16 protein-coding genes and 1 pseudogene are annotated in these 21,204 nt (G+C 50.8%); 7 read left to right on the top strand and 10 right to left on the bottom strand.

What is annotated here, in order from left to right; all coding sequences use genetic code 11:
• Positions 1 to 72 precede the first annotated feature (72 nt).
• Positions 73 to 621 (top strand): hypothetical protein, encoded by a 549-nt coding sequence (locus F5984_RS12375; protein WP_152124593.1) that lies wholly within the window; start codon positions 73 to 75, stop codon positions 619 to 621.
• Positions 622 to 709: 88 nt separating this feature from the next.
• On the opposite strand, the pseudogene F5984_RS12370 reads toward F5984_RS12375, so the two are convergent.
• Positions 710 to 2,274: pseudogene (locus tag F5984_RS12370) on the bottom strand (M81 family metallopeptidase).
• A gap of 128 nt (positions 2,275 to 2,402) precedes the next feature.
• Between F5984_RS12370 and parS the strand changes: the two are divergent.
• Both parS and F5984_RS12360 read left to right on the top strand, forming a co-directional pair.
• Complete coding sequence (gene parS, locus F5984_RS12365; RefSeq protein ID WP_152124592.1) at positions 2,403 to 2,813, top strand: type II RES/Xre toxin-antitoxin system antitoxin; 411 nt, start codon at positions 2,403 to 2,405, stop codon at positions 2,811 to 2,813.
• A gap of 15 nt (positions 2,814 to 2,828) precedes the next feature.
• Positions 2,829 to 3,314 (top strand): RES family NAD+ phosphorylase, encoded by a 486-nt coding sequence (locus F5984_RS12360; protein ID WP_152124591.1) that lies wholly within the window; start codon positions 2,829 to 2,831, stop codon positions 3,312 to 3,314.
• Between the two features lie 12 nt (positions 3,315 to 3,326).
• On the opposite strand, the gene F5984_RS26540 is transcribed toward F5984_RS12360, so the two are convergent.
• A complete protein-coding gene (locus F5984_RS26540) occupies positions 3,327 to 3,503 on the bottom strand; it encodes a hypothetical protein (RefSeq protein WP_185155501.1) in 177 nt (58 codons plus the stop codon).
• Positions 3,504 to 3,912: 409 nt separating this feature from the next.
• On the opposite strand from F5984_RS26540, the gene gyrA reads away from it, so the two are divergent.
• A complete protein-coding gene (gene gyrA, locus F5984_RS12355) occupies positions 3,913 to 6,462 on the top strand; it encodes a DNA gyrase subunit A (RefSeq protein ID WP_152124590.1) in 2,550 nt (849 codons plus the stop codon).
• Positions 6,463 to 6,542: 80 nt separating this feature from the next.
• Positions 6,543 to 7,997: a tetratricopeptide repeat protein gene (locus F5984_RS12350; protein WP_152124589.1), complete on the top strand. Its 1,455-nt coding sequence runs from the start codon at positions 6,543 to 6,545 to the stop codon at positions 7,995 to 7,997.
• A gap of 647 nt (positions 7,998 to 8,644) precedes the next feature.
• Here the strand turns inward: F5984_RS12350 and F5984_RS12345 are convergent.
• Entirely contained in the window at positions 8,645 to 9,136 is a 492-nt protein-coding gene (locus tag F5984_RS12345; protein WP_152124588.1) for a helix-turn-helix transcriptional regulator, read from the bottom strand.
• 158 nt (positions 9,137 to 9,294) lie between these two features.
• Complete coding sequence (locus F5984_RS12340; RefSeq protein ID WP_152124587.1) at positions 9,295 to 10,116, bottom strand: 2,3,4,5-tetrahydropyridine-2,6-dicarboxylate N-succinyltransferase; 822 nt, start codon at positions 10,114 to 10,116, stop codon at positions 9,295 to 9,297.
• 1,013 nt (positions 10,117 to 11,129) lie between these two features.
• On the opposite strand from F5984_RS12340, the gene gap reads away from it, so the two are divergent.
• A complete protein-coding gene (gene gap / locus F5984_RS12335) occupies positions 11,130 to 12,122 on the top strand; it encodes a type I glyceraldehyde-3-phosphate dehydrogenase (RefSeq protein ID WP_152124586.1) in 993 nt (330 codons plus the stop codon).
• Between the two features lie 44 nt (positions 12,123 to 12,166).
• Here the strand turns inward: gap and trmB are convergent, their stop codons facing one another.
• Genes trmB through F5984_RS12320 form a run of 3 tightly spaced genes read right to left on the bottom strand, consistent with a single transcriptional unit; the run spans position 12,167 to position 15,067 of the window.
• Positions 12,167 to 12,829, bottom strand: coding sequence for a tRNA (guanosine(46)-N7)-methyltransferase TrmB (gene trmB, locus F5984_RS12330; RefSeq protein WP_152124585.1), 663 nt, complete (start codon positions 12,827 to 12,829; stop codon positions 12,167 to 12,169).
• On the bottom strand, positions 12,829 to 14,127 hold the full coding sequence (locus F5984_RS12325) for a bifunctional folylpolyglutamate synthase/dihydrofolate synthase (protein WP_152124584.1): 1,299 nt from the start codon (positions 14,125 to 14,127) through the stop codon (positions 12,829 to 12,831). Before F5984_RS12325 ends, trmB begins: the two co-directional genes overlap by 1 nt.
• Before the next feature lie 7 nt (positions 14,128 to 14,134).
• Positions 14,135 to 15,067 carry a hypothetical protein gene (locus F5984_RS12320; RefSeq protein WP_152124583.1) on the bottom strand — a complete coding sequence of 311 codons (933 nt, stop codon included), beginning with the start codon at positions 15,065 to 15,067 and terminating at the stop codon, positions 14,135 to 14,137.
• A 321-nt stretch (positions 15,068 to 15,388) separates the two neighbouring features.
• On the opposite strand from F5984_RS12320, the gene F5984_RS12315 reads away from it, so the two are divergent.
• Complete coding sequence (locus tag F5984_RS12315; protein ID WP_152124582.1) at positions 15,389 to 16,006, top strand: 3'-5' exonuclease; 618 nt, start codon at positions 15,389 to 15,391, stop codon at positions 16,004 to 16,006.
• Here F5984_RS12315 and F5984_RS12310 read toward each other — a convergent pair.
• The 3 genes from F5984_RS12310 to F5984_RS12300 form a co-directional block, all read right to left on the bottom strand.
• A complete protein-coding gene (locus tag F5984_RS12310) occupies positions 15,972 to 18,743 on the bottom strand; it encodes a CHAT domain-containing protein (protein WP_152124581.1) in 2,772 nt (923 codons plus the stop codon). The two genes, F5984_RS12315 and F5984_RS12310, sit on opposite strands and share 35 nt — an antisense overlap.
• Positions 18,744 to 18,749: 6 nt before the next feature.
• Positions 18,750 to 20,255, bottom strand: a complete 1,506-nt coding sequence (locus F5984_RS12305) for a S8 family peptidase (RefSeq protein WP_185155500.1) — start codon at positions 20,253 to 20,255, stop codon at positions 18,750 to 18,752.
• 222 nt (positions 20,256 to 20,477) lie between these two features.
• Positions 20,478 to 21,191, bottom strand: coding sequence for a hypothetical protein (locus F5984_RS12300; protein ID WP_152124579.1), 714 nt, complete (start codon positions 21,189 to 21,191; stop codon positions 20,478 to 20,480).
• Positions 21,192 to 21,204 lie beyond the last annotated feature (13 nt).

The raw sequence follows: 21,204 nt of genomic DNA, 5'->3' as shown, positions 1-21,204 counted from the left end.
TCGTGCAGGTAAAGGTCGCGTTGTGGGGTATTGGACACCCAATTTTGGTCCGTAACCAAACAACATACGCTGATGAACACGCTAATTCGGGTACTTTTTCTCTGGGGCACTCTTGCGGCTGTTGCCTGTACACCGTCGGGAGGAGCCGATGCTGGGGGCGAACCGGAACCACACACGACAACCCCGGCGCGGGCTAAGGGGAAATGGGTGTATGGGGGTTCGTTTTCGGCCACCGATTTCTGGAATTACAATGGCTCGTACAGCGGCAAGGCTTTTGAGCAGGGTATGCTCTTCGACTTTAGTACGAATGGAAAATACGAGGTCTACACCATTAACTCGGCCACGACCTACTCGTGCCGAACCGAATCGTATGCGTTTACGGCGGGTACGGTGACGTTTGATGAGGGGGCCGGTTCGTTTTCGATTCGCCCGGCGCGGGGAACCATGCGGGGGTATTACTCCTGTGCCGCGAGCCAAAACTTTAAACGCGATGCGACTGCCGATGAGCTTAAATCCAGAACCTATTATTACGCGATTCGTAAAAATAACCGGGGTGAGACTGTAATGACCATCAGCACTACACCGAACCTGAATGACGGTATGGATCTGACGGCGCTCTGAGCTGTTTAATGAAGTGATTATGAAACGGGGGCGGATCGAGAAATGAAATCTCGACCCGCCCCCGTAGTTTCAGCTCAGTAGAATACGCTTACTTGGTACTACCTGATACCGGAACTAGTTTGGCCGAGAGGTCAGGCGTAGGCATATCGGTATCGAAGGGAAACATGGGGCGCTGAATCCGCTTGTAGGGCAAGCGAAACAAATCCTGATCGACTCCCCCGGGGGTGAGGGCCATCAGCCAGTCGGCTTGCATGGCGTACAGTTCAGGCTCAAGGTACCCGATTTTCACCACAACGACATCGGCTTGCCGTGGGTTGAGGCCGAGCCGGGTAAAATCTTTCTCCTTATGGTAGGGCTTTCGTTTTTGGGTTACAATTACCCGAACGCTGCCTACCTGCATCACTACTTCAACTTCGGCATCCCGGTCGCCGTATTCAATGGCTCGTACCACTCCATTCAGAGGCACCGGCGGAGCAAATCGGGCATCGACATTGGCACTGGCCTTGGCGCTAACCTGTCCACCTACACCGGCGGCAATGGCTTTTTTGACCAACTCCGGGTCTGGGATCGATGCGTAGATAAGCGAAGGGCCGTTGGGGTCTTTAAATGCCGGTTGGTTCAAAATCTGGGTGAGTGTCCAGGTTACGTCGCCCGCCCCACCAGCGGTTGGGTTATCGCCCATATCGCTGATGAAAAACGGGTGTTTTTTGCTCTTGAGCGCTTTGTCGATGCATTCGGCGAGTGGAGCGGTTGGAGCAACAAACGCAAACTGCTTACGCACATCCCAGAACTGACGGGCGAGGGTTTCGGCTGTCTGGGATACCTTGGCTTTATCGTCGCCGGTCACCATGACAGCGGCATGGTTGCGGGGTTCGTCGGCCCAGGCGTACCCGATCCAGATGCCGGCGTCCACAATTCCCGGTTGTCCGTCGGCAAGGGGGGCACCTGTGCGTAGAGGCTCTTGCCGGGTTCAATCCGGGTACTTGTTTTTTCGCCGGGCAACAGAATGGGTACGGTAATAAGGGCTTTGTATGCGGGTTTGCCCAGCCCACTCCGGATACGCCGGAGGAGGTTCACGACGGCCCGTTCTTTGGTTTGCATGGCGTCTTCGTGCGGGGCCATCCGGTAGCAGGTCATCAGGTCTGTGTTTTGGGCGAGCCGCCACGAAACGTTGCCGTGCAGATCCATTGAGGTAGAGATAAGAGTCTGATACCCGATTACCTGCCGGATTCGGGTGATAAAATCTCCCTCGGGGTCGTCGAGTCCCTGCACACTCATGGCCCCGTGAATGTCGAGAAAAAGGCCGTCGTACGGAGCGTATTTGCGCAACGAGTCGAGGGTTTTGTTCACCAGCGACTCGTAGGCCTGCCGGGTGACAGCCCCGCCGGGTAGCGATTTTCCCATCACGGTGGGTACCCATGCGGCCTGTTTGCGTAGGGGCGCCATCGGCATCAGGAACGGATAGGCGTTGAAGACCTCGGGGCCGTACCGGGCATGAAAGGCTTCTTCGTGGGTAACAGCGGGCGAAAACGTGCTCGATTCGATGCCCAGTCCTGCAATAGCAATTCGTGGGAGTCGGCCGTTGGCGGGTTGGGCGAAAAGGGCGGGCCCAACGGTCAGCCATACAAAAACGGCAGAGAGTAGCTTGTTCATGTCGCCAAGTTAAGCGATGGAACGGCTCATTGGTATAGACAAGCTGGTTTGTGAGGGGAGAACTTCTCTGAATGAACCAGATGTGACTAATTGCAGTTATATTCGTGCAATTAGTCACTCGTTAGCTTATGACACACGCAACTGCCCAGGCTTTGCCGGTTTCGTACCCGCCTTTTATGATGATTGCCCGTTCGCGGCAGGGGGTTCCGCGGGTTGAGGTCGATCAGGTTGCCGAATTGGTTGGCCTGACGGATAAGGAGATGGCCCCGATTCTGAATATGTCAGAGCGGAATATGCACCGCCTGAAAGACGAAGATCGGCTGGCCCGCGATTCGTCGGAGCGGCTTTTGTTGTTGACCAATCTCCTGCGTCACGCGCTCGACGTGTTCGATGGGGATGCCGAAACCGTAGCTTCGTGGCTCCGAACGCCCATCCGTGAATTGGCGCAGCAGGCCCCCATTCAGTTGCTCGACACAACCACTGGCTTTGGTCTGGTCGATGACGTGCTGGGTCGGATTGAACACGGGATTGTCGGGTAATTCGCCGGGTTTTTGATGCTGACTGTTTACCGAACCGTAAAGGCGAAATACGTAGCCGACCCGCTTGGGACCGAAGGGGCGCGGCTTTTTGGCGGGCGTTGGAACCCCAAAGGGTCCCCGTTGCTATATGCTACATCGTCGCCCTCGCTTGCTCTGATCGAATCCCTCGTACACCAACCGGGAGTTCGGTACGAAAAACTACCCGCATTGTATCTGTTTACCCTTCAGGTGCCCGATGAGGCTGAAGGGTGTCCCCTCCGAACCTATTCTGTAGCTGATCTGCCCGCGTACTGGAATGCGGAGAGTTATGAGCAGACACAGTGGATTCTGCGTCCCTGGCTCGAAAAACCGGATACGCTCATGGTGGCCGTCCCTTCGGTTGCTGTGCCTATGTCGGTCAATTACCTTATCCACCCGTTCCATCCCCGTTTTGCGGATATCCGGGTGTTGAAAAGTGAACCCTTCCCAATTGAGCGCCGACTATGGCGGGATGGGCAGTGACACAGCCATTGGTTAGCGCCGACCTCCGAAAAGTTTAGAAACAAGCCAGATAACCAGAGCTACACCCAGTAGCAGACCAATGATGCCTGTCCAGGCGCCGGCCTTAAAAATTCCCCCGATAATATCGCAGCTGCTCAGGGTAAGCGTGAGGGCAATCAAAAGAAGAGAAAAGAATCGGTTCGTTTCCATATGTGAATGTCGGTTTGTGAGAACTACAGGCAGAACGGTGCCAAGCCCCTAATGTTCAGAATACTGGGTAAGTGGGCTCCTTTCCAAAGTTGTTACCTGTCGGTTGAGTGATGGGGGGACACTGGAGGATTGTGCGTGTTTGCCGGATTAAACTATACGCTCCAAAAAGAGTCTTAGAGATGAGACCAGAAAATTGCACTCCGCTAAGCCTGACGTATAACCGGGTTGTTTGGTCAGTGTGTGATTACTGGTAGTTAGAAAGGGCTCCTTGATAGGCCTTTTTGGGTCTTTAAGGCGGTTGTTTGGCCGTTATTTTCATTTTACGGAAAAAATTTGTATATTTGTCTATATCGTTCCCTCTACGTCGTTTGTAGAGCGAAATAGAAATTTTTTGTGAAACCCCTCTAACATGGCGGAAGAAATAACCGGTGCAAACCTGCCCGAATCCGACGGTCCAACCAACATCATTCCTATTAATATTGAGGACGAAATGCGTGGTGCCTATATCGATTACTCGATGTCGGTTATCATTTCCCGGGCCTTGCCCGATGTACGCGACGGACTCAAGCCGGTTCACCGGCGGGTGCTGTTTGGTATGGCGGAACTGGGCGTCAATTACAATAAACCCTATAAGAAGTCGGCCCGTATCGTTGGGGAGGTATTGGGTAAATACCACCCGCACGGCGATGCTTCAGTGTATGATACAATGGTGCGCATGGCCCAGGATTGGTCGCTGCGCTATCCCCTTGTGGACGGGCAGGGTAACTTTGGCTCTGTCGATGGCGACTCGCCCGCAGCCATGCGTTATACCGAGGCTCGGTTGAAGAGGATTGCCGATGAGATCCTGGGAGACATTTATAAAGAAACCGTTGATTTTCAGCCTAACTTCGACGATTCCCTCGAAGAACCGAGCGTGATGCCGGCCAAGTTGCCAAACTTGCTGCTCAACGGTTCGTCGGGTATTGCCGTGGGTATGGCCACCAATATGGCACCTCATAATCTCACGGAGGTGGCTAATGGAATTATTGCCTACCTGGAAAACCCAGAGATAACGGTTGAGGAGTTGATGGTGCACGTAAAGGCACCGGACTTTCCCACCGGTGGAACGATCTACGGGATGGAAGGGGTACAGTCTGCTTTCCGCACCGGTCGGGGACGAGTGGTGATTCGGGCTAACGCGACTATTGAAGAGCATAAAGGCAAAACCCAGATCATTGTGACGGAGATTCCGTACATGATCAATAAAGCGGTAATGCTAGAGAAAACCGCTGAACTGATTAATGAGAAGCGGATTGAGGGTATTTCGGCGTTCCGGGATGAATCAGACCGCGACGGGATGCGGATTGTGTACGATATTCGTCGGGATGCTATTCCGAACGTAGTCCTCAATAATCTGTACAAATACACCTCGTTACAGTCGTCGTTTGGTATCAACAACGTGGCTCTGGTCAAAGGCCGCCCGATGATGCTCAACCTCAAAGACATGATCCGCTACTACGTGGAGCATCGTTACGAGGTGATTACCCGCCGGACTGAGTACGAATTGCGCGAGGCTGAAAAGCGTGCGCATATTTTGCAGGGTCTGCTGATCGCTCTCGATCACATCGATGAAGTGATTGCCCTTATTCGTTCGGCCCGGGATGCAGAGGTGGCGAAGAATGGTCTGATAGAGAAATTCAGTCTGTCGGAAGTGCAGGCCAAGGCTATTCTGGAAATGCGTCTGCAACGGCTTACGGGTCTGGAGCGCGACAAGATTCAGCAGGAATACGATCAGCTGATGGTCGAGATTGCCGATTACAAAGACATTCTGGCCAAAGACGAACGCAAGCGCGGCATTATCGGTGACGAGATTCAGGACATCAAGGCGCGTTATGGCGACGAGCGCCGGACACAGATTAATCCTTTCGGGGATGGCAATATCAGCGACCTGTCGCTCATTGCCGATGAGGAGATGGTGATCACCATTTCGCATGATGGCTACGTGAAGCGGACGCCTGTGACGGAATACCGGACCCAGACAAGGGGCGGGGTAGGGGCTAAAGCCGTATCGACGAAAGACGATGACTTCACGGAGCACCTCTTTACGGCAACTATGCATAACTACCTGCTTATCTTCACGGATAAGGGTCGTTTGTTCTGGAAGCGTGTGCACGAATTGCCCGAAGGAAATCGTACGGCAAAAGGGCGTCCGATTCAGAACCTGATCAATATTGAAGGCGACGATAAGGTTCGGGCGGTGATTAACATTAAAACCCTCGAAGACGACGACTACATCAACAATAACTACATTGTGATGTGTACCAAGCAGGGGACTATCAAAAAGACCATGCTGGAGGCCTTCTCACGGCCCCGTCAGAACGGGATTATTGCGATTACGATTGATGAGGGAGACTGTCTGTTATCGGTTTGCCTTACCAATGGTGATAACGATATTGTCGTGGCTTCGCAGCAGGGTAAGGCAGTTCGGTTCCACGAGAGTCGGGTACGGCCTATGGGTCGTCAGGCAGCCGGTGTGAAAGCGATTACGCTGGATGACGAGGAAGCCGACGATCAGGTAGTGGGTATGGTTTGTATCAGCTCGCCCGATACCCAACTGCTCGTCGTTTCGGAACATGGGTATGGCAAGCGCTCGCAGGTGGATGAATACCGGGTGACCAATCGGGGAGCTAAGGGCGTAGGTACGCTCAAAGTAACCGATAAAGTAGGGCATCTGGTAGCTATCCTGGACGTGACCGACAATGACGATTTGATGATTATCAACCGTTCTGGTATTGCGATTCGCACGCCAGTGAAAGATATTCGGGTGAGTGGTCGGAATACCCAAGGCGTTAAACTGATCGAACTGAAGCAGGATTCTATCTCTTCAGTGACGAAAATCACGAAGGAAGAAGAGGAGGACGCTCCGTTGACAGATGGTAGTGTAGGCGTTGCCGAGGCAGGCGATCCATCGGTAGAATGAACCGATGGCCCTCTGTAGAGGTTAATGGTAAGAATACCCTTTTGCGTTCACAATAAATTAATCAACCCTAATTAAGTACAATGAAAAAACTCGTAGTTGCTTCGGCACTCAGCCTGACGGTGCTGGCGGCCGTAAAACCGGCATCTGCCCAGACGAATGCCATGCTACAGTTGCAGAGTGGCACTCTGGACAAAGCTAAAGCCGCTATTGATAAAGATGTTAGCGAAGGTAGCAAGGCGGCCAGTAAGGCGAAAACCTGGCTCGTTCGCGGACAGGTTTACGAAGCGATTGCCCTCGACCAGACGGGTGTGTATTCGAAGTTGGATACCAACGCGGCTATGACGGCCTATGAGTCGTACAAGAAAGGTCTTGAAGTCGAGCCTAACGGGGGTAAGTCGGGTAAAGAACTGAACGAAGCTCTGGCAGGGCAGAAGCTGTACAGTGCCTTTATGAATCAGGGTGCTTCGCGGTATCAGTCTAAAAACTACGCGGGTGCATTGAAACTGATGACTATGGCAGGTGCTATCATGCCTAAGGATACCATGGCCGCTTTGTATGCAGGTATTGCTGCTCAGCAGGCACAAATGAGTGGTGAAGCGAAAGAGCAACTGGAACGGTATGCGGCTAATGGGGGTAAAGACCCCAGCGTATTTTACTCGCTTGCTTCGCTGTACCGGAATGATAAGGAAATTGACAAGGCACTCGGAGCTATTGACAAAGGTTTGACAGCCTTGCCAAACAACAAAGACCTCGCTGCGGAGCGTGTTAATATCCTTCTGGCCTCGAACCGGATGGACGAAGCGGTTGCAGGTATGAAGCAGTTGGTTGAAAAAGAGCCCAACAACGTACAGAATGTAGTAAACCTCGCGATCCTTTACGATAACGCAGCCGCTAAAATGGGGGATGATATTCGGAAGCTGAGCGACGAAGCGAAGAAAGGCGGTACCCTGACTAAGAAGCTGGCGGCTGAAAAGGACGCTCTGGAAGCGTTCAATTCAGAGATCCTGCGTTTGGGTGGTGTGATTAAGAAGAACCCGAAAGCAGCTGAAGCAAAGCGTCAGCTGGCTGAAGTACAAAACCGTCAGAAGGAAGCGAAAGCACGCGTAGCGGAGCTAGAAGCCCAGGTGAAAGAAGAGCAAAGCAAGGGTGTGGATGTTGCGGCTACGGAGAAGAAAGTAGCTGATCTGAAAGCGAAGCAAACAGAGCAGCGTGATCTGGCCAAGCAATACTACACGAAGGCCTTAGCCATTGATCCTAATAACTACGATGCCAACTTCAACATGGGCGTTTTCTTTTATAATGAAGGAGCCGAGTTGAACAAAGCGCTGGGTTCTATGGATATGGCTGAATACAATAAGCGTGGCAAAGAAATCGAAGGTCAGGTTTGCGGTCGTTTTAAGCAAGCTTTGCCGTATTTCATGAAAGCCAAAGCTGTGAAGGCAAACGAAGAGGACCTCAACAATAGCATTCAGCAGGCAGAGAATCTGTTGAAGCAGTATGAAGAGCGTAAAGTAGTTTGCGTAGAGACAAAGTAAGTACATAGGGGATGACCAAAATGGTCATCCCCTTATTTTGAAAAACACTACTTAACATAATATAAATTATAAAACAAATAAATGGGTGTGTTATCCATTCATTTGAACAGGTACTAACTAGATAAGAAAGAGAATTAAGGAACAAGAGAAATGGGTTTTAAAACTTGCTCAGAGTTTTAAAAGTAGAAGAATAAAGATAAAAGATCCAGGAGTAAAAGTTCTAGAATGTTCAGCTATCCAGATCTCGCGCCAGTTTTAAGTTTGTTGCACTTTGTAAGTCATCAAACTTACGAACTACGATGTGTTCTAAAATCACTCCACTCACGGATTCTAAAACCTTTGTTGAGTATTCTATTTTGGTTTGGTTGGTCCAGCTGTATAGCCATTCGCCAGCGTGTAGGGAAAGATCACAGATTTGCATATTGTCGGCTCAATTGACCTTAGCTCGTGATACCGGTTTGGTTCACTAACCAAATAAAAATGGCCTAGTTCCCCAAGCCATTTTATACACTTACAGAATTCAATACCCACAGGTTATTAACAAGTTATCCACGTGGAACACTAATGTATTGTGAAACAGTACATTGGCAAAAAAGGGCTCTGGTGAATGGGAAATGGGTTTTTCCAGGAATATAGTACCTGGACTATTAAGAAGGATTATACTCCTGAAAAGAGCCGTCCGTGTAGAAAATAAGAATACGCTCTACCTTCTTTTTGGTCTGATTTAGGTTGTTTGCAGGCTGAGCAATGGCATCCGTGTAAGGCATAGAGTACTCATCGTCACGTATACCACTAATTTCAGTTCGATTGGTACGGTTAGTCAGTGTATTCTGTGCGCGCCCTATTGGCTCGGGAGCCGCCTGATCATTCAGAAAGGAGCCGCGTAAAGACGGACTTGACGGCGCAGCAGTCGAACGATTGAATGGGGATGGTGAAGGCGCATCATCTTCTAAAATCCATTCAAACCCAAGATCAGGAAATCGTTTAATTATCTTCTGGATAATATCGAAACTCGGTCTATTTCGGCCTGATAAAATATGTGAAATACTGGATCGCTGAACGCCAATTTCATCTGCAAAATGAGACGGAGAGTAGCCTTTTGTCAATAAAATCTGTTTAATCTTATCGTTGATTGACATGTCTAAATGATTAACAAGATGCTCTTGTTGCAAATATAGCTACTTGTAAATTATAAAGTAATGCACTTCAATTGTAAATCTGCTAACTATTTAAAAATGTACTGTAGTTAAATGTAAATTTACAATTGAAGTGTATGTGTTTGTGAGCAAGTTGAACTTTACACACTTACATTGTTTTCACGCAATGCTTCATTCAACGAAGTTTTCAAATCAGTAGATGCCTTACGCTTACCAATGATCAACGCACACGGAACCTGGAACGACCCGGCTGCAAACTCTTTAGTATATGAACCAGGAATCACAACCGAGTCATCAGGTACGTAGCCACGATACTCTTTAGCATCTGGTGTGGTTACGTCAATGATCTTTGATGAGCCCGTGATTGTTACACCAGCTCCTAAAACAGCCCGTTTTCCAATGCGAGCCCCTTCTACGACAATACAACGCGATCCAATAAACGCGCCATCTTCAATAATAACAGGTGCTGCTTGGGGTGGCTCTAGAACGCCACCAATACCAACTCCCCCACTGAGGTGTACGTCTTTTCCAATCTGGGCGCAACTTCCAACCGTAGCCCAGGTATCTACCATTGTACGTTCGTCAACGTACGCTCCTATGTTCACGTACGATGGCATCAGGATAACCCCACTGGCCTGATATGATCCGTACCGGGCAACGGCTGGAGGTACTACGCGTACGCCTTTCTGAGCAAAGTTTGTTTTCAGCGGAATTTTATCGTGGTAGGTAAAGATTCCAACTTCCTGTTCGTTCATCTGCTGGCTAACGAAGAAAAGTAGAATTGCTTTCTTTACCCAGTCATTTACTTTCCACTCTCCCTCGACTTCGGTGCTGGGTTCAGCCACCCGGATACTCCCTGAATCGAGAGCTGCTATGGTCGCTCGAACAGCAGCTATTGTTTCTTCGTTTTGTAGTAAAGAGCGGTCCGCCCAAGCATTTTCAATTAGAATTTGGTCAGTCATTGTATTCAAGTAAATATTTAATAATAGACGTCTAATTAACTCAAAGTCAGAGCTTTATGTTTTTGCACAAAATTATATTTTGCGTTCTTAAGACTGCTTATTTTGAGTTGAATCCGTACCGTACAAATATATTAAAAATATAACTGCCATAGGCTTTGACTATCGCGTAAAGGTGTCAAAAAGCACCAGCGGCCTCTCTCCTGCTCTACCGTATTAAAAAGCTCTACATGACGACGATCATTCCGCTATAGGTATTCTAAGTTCGTATCTGTGGATAAGAAACGTTCCTCTTATAAGAGGTGTCATAGTTGGATTGGAAAGGATTTGTGTCATTGTCTGACTTTGACTGTAGAGTAGCAATTTGCTTGCTACATACATTGGAAAATGAATCCAAACCACAGCCTCTTTCAAATAGAAAGATGAAGCTATTAAATTTATACCAATCCTATTTGATCTGTCTAAGCCGTTTGGAGGGTGAGTATAAATCCTGGTGTATTTTCTGGCTCTCTAACTGCTTAAACTAGTGTACAATACAGGCAGTCTAACAATTCGAAAGTTTATGCGCACTCCCTATTCTATTCATTGAATCAACAAAAAATGAATAACGTAATCGTTTGAGTAAAGCATAATAGAACTATGATTGTGCTATATACTAAGATATAGGAATTCTAAAGATGAGTTGTCTCTGCAAGCATGATAATAAGGGATAAAGACAGCATTAGCAAGCAAAACTCGTATAAGTACTTTATTTAGTAAAATCTAATGAATTAGCATATCGATTAGTAAAACAGTCCTAATTTGCTACTATTTATTAGTAATTTTAGTATATTCAGCTAAATTTATCTTAGTTAAACTAATATTTGCTGCTAAAAATTCACTGTTTTCTTAAAATACTAACTTACCTTTTCCTTATTTTGCTAAATCCTTTTTTATAGATGCTTACTCTCTTGTGTGCTTAGGTATCTAACGAATTCCCCTATATTTGAGCCATAATCAATTTTTTAGTTGTACTGATGGAAAAAATTCGCGTTGCCATTAATGGTTTCGGTCGTATTGGCCGATTGTCTTTCCGGCGCATGTTGGAAAAAGAAAATATCGAAATCGTTGCCATCAACGATTTGACAGATAATGCGACCTTGGCCCATTTACTTAAATACGATTCGGTACATGGCCGTTTTGGAGATGAAATCACCTCCGATAACGAAAGTATTACCGTGAATGGCAAGAAAATTCACGCTTATGCAGAGCGTGATCCCAAACAATTACCCTGGAAAGATTTAGCAATCGATGTAGTACTGGAATCAACTGGCCGCTTTGTAGATGAAGCTGGTGCCGGCCAGCACATTCAGGCAGGTTGCAAGAAGGTAGTAATCTCAGCTCCTGCTAAGGGAAATATTCCAACTGTCGTTCTGGGCGTTAATGAAGATACCCTGACAGGTACTGAAACTATCGTTTCAAACGCTTCCTGCACCACGAACTGCCTGGCGCCAATGGCAAAAGTTCTGGACGATGTTTTTGGCATCGAAAAGGGCTACATGACAACGATCCACGCATACACAGCCGATCAAAATCTGCAGGATGCCCCCCACTCCGATCTGCGCCGGGCACGGGCCGCAGCTTTGTCAATTGTACCCACCTCAACCGGTGCGGCAAAAGCTGTTGGCTTGGTTCTGCCCCAATTGAAAGGTAAACTGGACGGCAACGCGATGCGCGTTCCTACGCCAGACGGGTCAATTACCGATCTTACCGTTGTTCTGAAACGCGAAGCAACAGCTGAAGAAATTAACAACGCGCTGAAAGAAGCAGCAGAAGGACCTTTGAAGGGAATTTTGGAATACTGCACGGACGAGATCGTGTCAATCGACATCATTGGCAACCCGCACTCGTGTATTTTTGATTCAAAATTGACAACTGCCAACGGCACACTCGCCAAAGTTGTTGGTTGGTACGATAACGAGTATGGCTACTCAAGCCGCGTGGCAGATCTGATTGCGAAATTGATGTAATCAGATTCACATACTATTTACAATGCAGAAGGGGCAATCGGTAATTACCGATTGCCCCTTCTGCATTGTAAATAGTTGATGGAAAAACCTTTCTCAAAGAACATGGCTTCGTACTTGGTTTTGATTCCATGATGCCAATTATTCATCGGTGAGTTGTACAAATCGCGTGTACTCACTAAGTCGACAAATCCATTGGTGGGCAGGGTTTCCAGACTATATTCAAAGAACGGAGCATTATCCGTTTTCAGATGTAAAATCCCGCCAGGCTCCAGCAACTCCTTATAGATATCCAGAAAGCGCCGATGCGTCAACCGGTGTTTCTCCTGCTTGTCGCGTGGCTGTGGATCCGGGAACGTTATCCAGATTTCACTTACCTCACCCGGTTCAAAAAACTCGCGTAAGTACTGAATATCCGTCCGCAAAAAAGCGACGTTGTCAAGGCCTTTCTGTAGGGCTAATTGCGACCCACGGGCAATCCGATCTCCCTTAATATCAACCCCAATAAAATTACGATTCGGTGTGTGCTCAGCCAGACCAACCGTGTATTCGCCTTTGCCACAGGCCAGCTCTAACACAAGGGGATTTTCGTTCTTAAACTGCTCGCGTTTCCAGTTGCCTTTGATGGTCGAATACGATGGTTTACCGTTCTCAATTACATTTGTAGCGATTGAATTTTGTAAGAATCGCTGAAGTTTACGTCGTGTCACTATGTTAAACTATTTACTTCTGAAATTATGTAGTTACTGCCTGTTACAAGTATCAATTCACCGTGTTTAGAATCGTAAATACACTGCTCCAGGGCGCAATTTACATTATTAAACACCTTGTAATTCAACTCATTGCCCACAAAATAATGGGCCAACTGATCAACGGGAAGTGAACGTGGTGAATTGGCTGCACAAAGGTAATATTGCGCATCAATAGGTAGTAAATCGATAAGGGGTTGCGGGTTTTTGTCTGCCACTACGCCGATTACAATTCGCAATTGTGTGTGGGGAACAGAACGAATGGATTCGAGCAAATTAACCATCCCAGGAACGTTGTGGGCCGTGTCTAAAATGACCCGTGGCTCCCGTAAAATCGTTTGAAAACGCCCCTGCAATCCAGTGTTCGAAACGGTTCTGGATAAGCCATTCTGCAACGCTTCAACAGTAACGGGCACCACTTCCTGCAAGACCTCCACCGCCTGCAAAATAGCCGGGATATTCAGCTGCTGATACCCACCTAAAAGATCAAGCGAATAGGTATCAACCGTCTCCCCTGCCCCACTCAGATCGGTCACCGCAAGCTGGCGCAACTCGTTTACAACTCCTTTATCAATGACCCTGAACCGCTCCGACGCCCAATAAATAGGTGCGCCCTCGGAGTTTGCCTTTTGGTCAAAAACAGGTCGGGTCTCGGGGAGGTATTCACCAATAACAACGGGCACACCCGGTTTAATAATCCCGGCTTTCTCCGCAGCAATTTTTGGCAGTGTATCCCCCAACACATCCATGTGATCGAAACCAATATTGGTGATCAGTGAAAGCATCGGGGTGATCACATTCGTTGAGTCTAACCGGCCGCCCAGCCCCACTTCGATTATCGCCAGGTCGACCTGCTCACGAGCGAAATAATCGAACGCCATGGCCACCGTTAATTCAAAAAACGAAGGACTGACCTCTTCGATCAATTCGCGGTGCTCGGCCACAAACTGCACGACCTCCGATTCAGGGATAGGCTGTCCGTTGATACGGATTCGTTCGGTAAACGACTTTAAATGGGGCGAGGTGTACAGCGCCACCCGGTATCCGGCTTCGGCATAGATGCTTGCCAGCATATGCGAGGTACTGCCCTTCCCGTTTGTGCCACCCACATGAATCGAACGAAAACGGGTGTGAGGATCGCCCAGATAGGCACAAAGTCGTATGGTGTTGCCCAGTCCAGGCTTCAGCGCTTTCGGGCCTTCACGATGAAATACGGGAAGTCGACTATACAAATAGTCAATCGTCTCGTGGTAGGTCATACTAAACTTAACGGGAACGAACATTAATAACCACGGTGCCCGTTGAAATCTCGGGAACTACCGACGATTTGGGCTGCGGACGCAACCGCTGAATCTGGCGACGATAAAAATCAGTAATGGACGGACTCACCTGTGTCTCCACCACATTCACGGCAACAATATCTCCGCGCTGATCGACCCGAATCCGAAACACAATCTTTCCGCTTTCGTCGGAGGCATCCTTATCAATGCCTTTATTTCCAATGGACCAACCGGCTACATTAAAGGCTACACCGGTACTGCTACCGCCCGGTTTCCCGTAATACTCTTTAGCATCAATCTTGCCATCCGGGTTGCCCTTATCGCCTACCCCACTCCGGTCGTCGCCGTTATTGTTTCCACCCGTACCCGACGCCCGACCAACAGTACCATTCGAGCCTCCTCCGCCCGACGAGCGTTTATATAAGGCATTCGGATCAACGGTTTCAACTTTCTTGGCCGGTTCTGCGCGAGGGGGCGCAGGAGTTGGCTTGGGCGCTTCCGTGCGCTTGGGCTCCGCTTTCTCAGGCACACTCACCGGACTTTCAACCTTACTGGCGATGACAGGCTTCTCGGAAACCGTTTTACTCACCTTTGTTTCGGCCACTTTAGGAACAGGGGCTACCGGTGTGCGCTCCACCCGATTCGTGGTTGTTACTTTCGGATTCGGGCGGTCTTCAGCTTTCTTTACATCGACCGCGTTTTTCGAATCGCTCGGTTTGTTATAGGTCTGGATCGAACCGCTACCCACGGCATCCGTGCCAAAATTCACCTCTACGAACTGAATGGGCGGAGGTTGGGGTATGGTTTGGGAAAGGGTGACCACGAAGAGAATGATCAAAACCAACAGGGTTACCGCAAAGGCCCCTGCAAAGGCGAAGGTTCGGGCTTCGGTTTCGTTCTCGTAAGCTGTGCGCATCATGCCGATTAGCGTTAGTTGGTACTAAAACGCTAAAGTAGGCCGAAATGGTTTATCCCCCACACACCAACCCAACGGTCGTCTATCCATTTCTTTGCTAAACCGTCCAAACGGCCCAGAAACAAAAAAGGCTTGCCCGGTATCGAGCAAGCCTTCTGGCGGTTGTATGACAGTTAAACAGATACCTTAGCCTAAAAGTTTCCATGTTGAAAAATAGAAGGCCAATTTTTCAAACTTTTCATCCCGGTTTCTCGGTACTTTCGCGAACCGGTTCAACCAACGTGTAACCAATATCAACACATACCTTTTTAACTTAACTCGCCCATGCCCTATTTAGTACTTGACTTGGAGATGTCGGGCCCAGACCCGGAGTACAACGAGATCATTCAGATTGGTGCCCTGCTGTTCGACGATAACTGGGTTGAAAAAGGGCAGTACCTTACCAACGTATACCCCGAAAACGAAGAAGCCTTTACCCAATCGGCTCAGAAAGTGCATAACCTTACCCTCGCCGACCTCGAGGACGCCCCCATGATGTACGATGTACTCCCCGAGCTGGAGGAGTGGATCATCAATCAATTAGGGATTCGTAAGCTGAACCCAACAACGGACAATACACCGTACCTCCGCGATGTAGTCATCTGCGGACAAAGTGTGATCAACGATATTCACTTTCTGAAAGAAGCGTACCGGTACGAAAAACTAAAATGGCCGTTTTCGCGGGTTCTGCTCGACCTGCATACCCTCAGCTATTTTGTATTCCGGATTCTGAAGAAAAATGGACAGCCTACCCCAAAAGGACTAAGCTTAGGTGCCGTTGCGGGCTATTTTGGTTTTGAACGAGAAGACACCTACCATAATGCCCTCGAAGATGCCAAACTAACCGCCGACTGCCTTAAACGCCTGTTTAAACTGGGGGATGGATTTGTGCCGGGCGTTTGAACCGACGCCGGAACCGGACACCAAACCACCACCCCACCGCCAGCAATCCGGTTCCGGCCACTACCCTACCTACGTTCTGCATCGAAACCCCCAGCGGATTCGGTAACTGAAGAGGTCCCGTTTCGCCCAGAAGAATTAATCCCGCCCACCCATTGGGTAAGCTTTCGCTACGGGACGCCTGACGGAGCCACGTCTGCTTGGCTCGCTGGAGCGCCAGATCACGGGGCATCCCCTCCGCCAGATAGGTATAGAATAATTCGGTAATCGCGTAAGTGGAGCCACTCGGCCCCCCCAGCAACGAAGTCACCATGCTGGGTACGCCCAGGGCCGCAAATCCCCGCGCCAAACTAAACACGCCCTCTCCTTTTCGGTAGGTACCTACACCGGTATTGCAGGCCGACAAAACCAGCAGCTGCGTTCGGAAACCCGCTCCCCCCTGAAGGTCTGACAACCGAAGCACAGAATCAGCAAAGTACAGGACCGGTTCACGCGCCAGCGTATCCGCATCAGCGTGGGTAAACAACTGCACCACCGAAGCAGAGGGGGCCAATTGCCGAAAGCGGGCTCGGGTGGCGGCATTACCCGTCAGTACGGTAGGCATAAAAAAAGACGACCCAATCCGGGCAAGCGACTCGGCAGACCCCAGAAGGGTTGCCTGTTGTTGGGAAGCAGGCACGGCCTCGAAGGATACAGGGGCCATTCCCACAAAACTACCATCGCTCGACGGATGGATTTGATTCCGGGATTCGGTCAGGAGCCGATCAACCGAATACCCGTAACTAAACGCATACGTATTGACCAGATAATCGACCGGAACCCGCGCCGAACGACACAGGGCTTCGAACGGTACAAACGGCCCATCCGGGGCTACCACCACCCGACCGGGCGGCAAGTGCAGCGGAGCGAGCAATAGCTGGTTTAAGGTTGTACCGGCCTGCACAAACGCATCCATCCGGCTATTCAATTGGGCCGGATGATGCAGCAACGAAAGCCATTGGTCCAAAACAGCCGTGTAGGGTTGAAGTGGCTGACGCACCAACCGAGTGCCCACCGAGCTAACCCCAAGAATATACACGCCGGCATCGCCCACAAAATAACTCACCAGCGACTGCTGCCGACTGCCGAGCCAGGTCACCACCTCCGACAGGGGGCGGATCGTATTATTGTACCGATAGCTAAAATACAGGGGATGCGTTTGGGCCAACCGTTGCAGAAACGAATCCCGCCGGTCAATCTGGGTTAACAACTGCGCCTGAATCCGATCGTACTGCGGGTTTCGGTCGGGCATTTGGGCAAGATCCTGCTGAAGACGTTCAACGGTCTGATTGAGCCGCTCTCCCTCTTGGGCCAATTGCGTCGGCAAAAACTGACGCGCCCCTAATTCATTCAGCTGATCGGTGAGCAAAACCGCCCGGCTCCGTTCCATGAAGTAATAGACCATAGCCGGATCATTACGTCGATACGCTACGTCGATGCTTCGTTCGTAAAGCCGGTGCGTTTTCTTCCGCCAGTACAGTTTGGAGCCATCGCCGGTATGCTCCCAACGCATATAGTGAACCAACCCGTCGGCCAGTTGATACGTACGCAGTGCGTTGGCCAACCCGGCCTCGCCCGACTGCTGCGACAGGGCAAACCCCATATTTTCGAGGATCGGCAGGAGGAATTCTTTGTGGGGAGCCGACCGAATCTGGGTTTGGGTGGGGCATCCATCGGGTCGGCGGGCATGGTACGCGGGCACTAACATCTGGATCGCCCGTTGAAAATACCCAATCGCTTCGGCCCACCGGTTCATTTTTCCGGACAGAACCCCCAGGTTATCGAGCGCAACGGCCCGACCGCTCGAGCTAGGATGCAACTGAACGGCCAGCGTAAGGGTGCGCAGAGCCTCGGCATAGCGGCCTGTTTCGCCCAGAAAATAACCCAGATCCGTATAGTTACTGGCCAACCCAAGCGTATCGGCCAATTGCCGATTGAGGGTAATGGCCTGCCCAAACCAATACTCGGTTTGGGCATATTGACGCTGCCGCTGACACAGCGACGCTTTCACCGTATAATATAAGGACAGATCAACCTCGGCAGGATACCGGCGCCCCACGGCAATGGCACTGTCGATGGCCTGACGGGCCAACACGGTTTGATCCAGAGAGCGGCAGGCTTTTGCCCATTCGTAGTATCCATTCGCCTGCGCGTACGGATCGCCCACTACCCGGCCAATAGCCGCTCCCCGGCGGGCGAAGGTGGCCGCTTGTTCATAATCGCCATTGGTACTCCATAAGTACGCCAGCAGGCTAAACAGATTGGACGACCATTTGCTTCGAGGGTGCTGCTGCGCCAACCGTAATCCCTGCCGACCGGTTTCCCGGGCATCGGCGAGTCGGTTTTGTTGTTGCTGCACATACGCTAATCGATAATACGCTTTTACGAGCGCATCCGAGTGGGCAGGCAGGCGGAGTGTATTCGCCTGTGCCTGCCTGAGTAGGGTCTGTAACCAGGAGATGGCGGTTGAGGCTTCGCCTGTTTGGGCATAGGCGCGGGCCAGGTCGGTCAGGAGCCGAACATATACCGAGTCTTTGGGAACACGTTCAGGCCAGGTGGTAGCCAGCCGGTGCAGCAGGGGTTTTTGAACCGAATACTCGAGCGCACCCAGCGAATCCAGCGCCTTTGGTGCCGGTTGTGCCCCAGCCGTGTTTCCACTCAGGAACACCAGAATAATCGCCGGTTTCCAAACTCCTTTCATGGTTGCTCAGGGTTTCACCCACAAACCGCCCACAATCTGGTCGAGTAGATACAGATCCCGGCGGGCTCCTATCGACCGTAACACCGCTTCCCGCGACGACAGGTCTTTGCCAGCCAGCATAGCACGGGCAATGAGGCCCGTCACGTAAGGAGCGGCAAACGAGGTCCCCCGAAAATCAGGGGTAATATCGGGCGTTTTGAACGAACCAAACCGCCCCTGTCCATCGGAACCGTTTACCAGCACACCTACCGATACATAGGTATCAGACTTGAGCTCACAAACGGTACGTCGGAAGCGGGGACGCCCGGCTTCGTCGTGCTCACCCGTGGGCAGAGAGACCACCGATGTAACGGTAATAACGTGCGACAGACCTGCGCTCGAACAGGCCGGTGCCAGCATAGGCACCCGCAGATCGCCCATTTGATGCCCAATAGCAGGGATGGCAGGTAACCCAGCGGGTGGGACATCGCCCACGTTCCCGGCGGCACAAACCACCAGAATCCCCCGGTACGCTAACCGCTGCAACGATGCCTGCAGTAACGGAATGGTTTCGTCTGTTCCGCAGGCAAATACCCAACTGGCATTAATAATCCGGGCACCTTGCGCAGCGGCATATTCCAGTCCCGAAAGCACATCGAACAGGGTACAGACATTCCGGGCGTCGGCAATTCGAACAGGCAGCAGGTTAGCCTCCGGGCAAACCGACCGGATAATACCGGCCACCCGGGTTCCATGTCGATTAAACTGCTCATCCGTCGGGTCGGCATCCTCCTCCACGAAATCCCACCCCCAGGGCGTGGTCTGGCAGGATACAGCACGCGTAGGTTTCGGATACGCCCCCCCAGCCAGCTGCAGACCAGAGTCCAGAATAGCCACCGTTGGGCCCGACCCGTGTAGGGTATCGGCAGTGACGAGTCCGGTTCCGTTGAACTGTTGACCCGGATACAGGAACCCGACCGCGTTGGGATACCCCTGCCCCCGGCCTACCTGATTCGTATTGCCATCCTGACCACGCCCAATCTGGTTGGTATTCCCGTCCTGCCCCCGACCGATTTGATTCGTATTCCCATCTTGCCCCGTCCCCCGGCCCCTACTCCCCCCTCCCGGGCGAATAGATCCGGTTGGCAACTGCGGATTGAGGGGAACCGTTGCGATGCGCTCACCGGGCGGCAGTGCGTTCAACAGTGTGAGCGACTCATTCGATACCAGTAACACGAGTGCTTTGCCTCCACAATACCGATAGGTTTGCACCTTGACAATCGGCTGGGCATCGGCGTCAGGGCCTGTAATAAGCCGATACTGTTCCCCCTGGCGCAGGAAACTGAGCTCGCTCTCGTCGTCAACCAGGATATACTCCTCGGGTAAAACAGGGGTACCCCGGTATAAAATGGCTGTTTTACCGTAAATAGACCGAAACGTATCGGGTGCGGACGCGAACAGATACGCAGGGTCCAGAAACCGGACGTCACGGAATGGCGGAATCGGTTTGAGAGGCTTAGACGGGTTGGTCACAGGGGTTAATTTAGGGTTTAATGTATACTGAATAATGTAAAATGTAGGATGAAATGGCTGATTGTCAGCAGGCGATACAATTATTCATTATGCATTTTACAGGGTTCATTCACTTAAAATGAATAATGTAAAATGTACAACGAAAGAGCTGATTGTCAACAGGCAACACAATTATTCATTATGCACTGTTCATTGTACATTAAACGTTAAACTCTTCACTCCTTACAGCTGCTCCAGCAGTTCTCTGGCCTCAGCAGCTCCTTCCAAATTCCGACGGATTACGGTCTGTAGCAACGCTTTAGCCAACTTTTTATCATTCGGTTCATTTCGTTTCAACCGAGTGAGGGCTTCGTAATACAAACCGGGATTCGCGTAGAGGTCAGTTCGGGCACTTAACGTCTGGAATAAACCAATGGCCCGGTCGTACTGCCCCCGCCGGAGCGCCACCAAACCCAACTGGGTTAACACGTCACTCTGCGTGGGCTCCCGCCCGTAAAGGTCCGTCAGGAGGGTATCGGCTTGCGCCAATTCCCCCCGGTTGGCCAGGTCAAGCCCCTGTTGCAGGCTGTCGGTACCCGCCCCCATGGTCACGGCCCCCGGTCCCGTATGCCGGGCAATGTAAGAATCAGCCAGTTCGGCAGGAGACGGATTTTGGCTCCAGAAAACCCAGGCTAAACCCAACAGCAAAACCACACTCGCGGCCGCAGCCAGAACGTACGGCCAAACCGACCGTTGAGGGGTAGGTATAGGCCGACCGAGCCACTCGGCACGCCGTTTGTCCTGGGCTTCCTGCCGGGCCTCGCTCCGGGCCGCCAGATAAAACGCTACGGCATCCGCTACGTCCGGGTCAGTTTGCAGAGCCTGTTCGAATCGGGTACGGGCATCGCCGGAGAGCCGATTGGCAAAGTAGTCGTCAATAAGGTTCCAGTCCGTCATACGCACAGGCGAC

This window comes from Rudanella paleaurantiibacter, from assembly GCF_009184635.1.
GTDB lineage: Bacteria > Bacteroidota > Bacteroidia > Cytophagales > Spirosomataceae > Rudanella > Rudanella paleaurantiibacter.
Note: the sequence above shows the minus strand (reverse complement) of the source record. Positions and strands in the feature narration are given on the sequence as shown.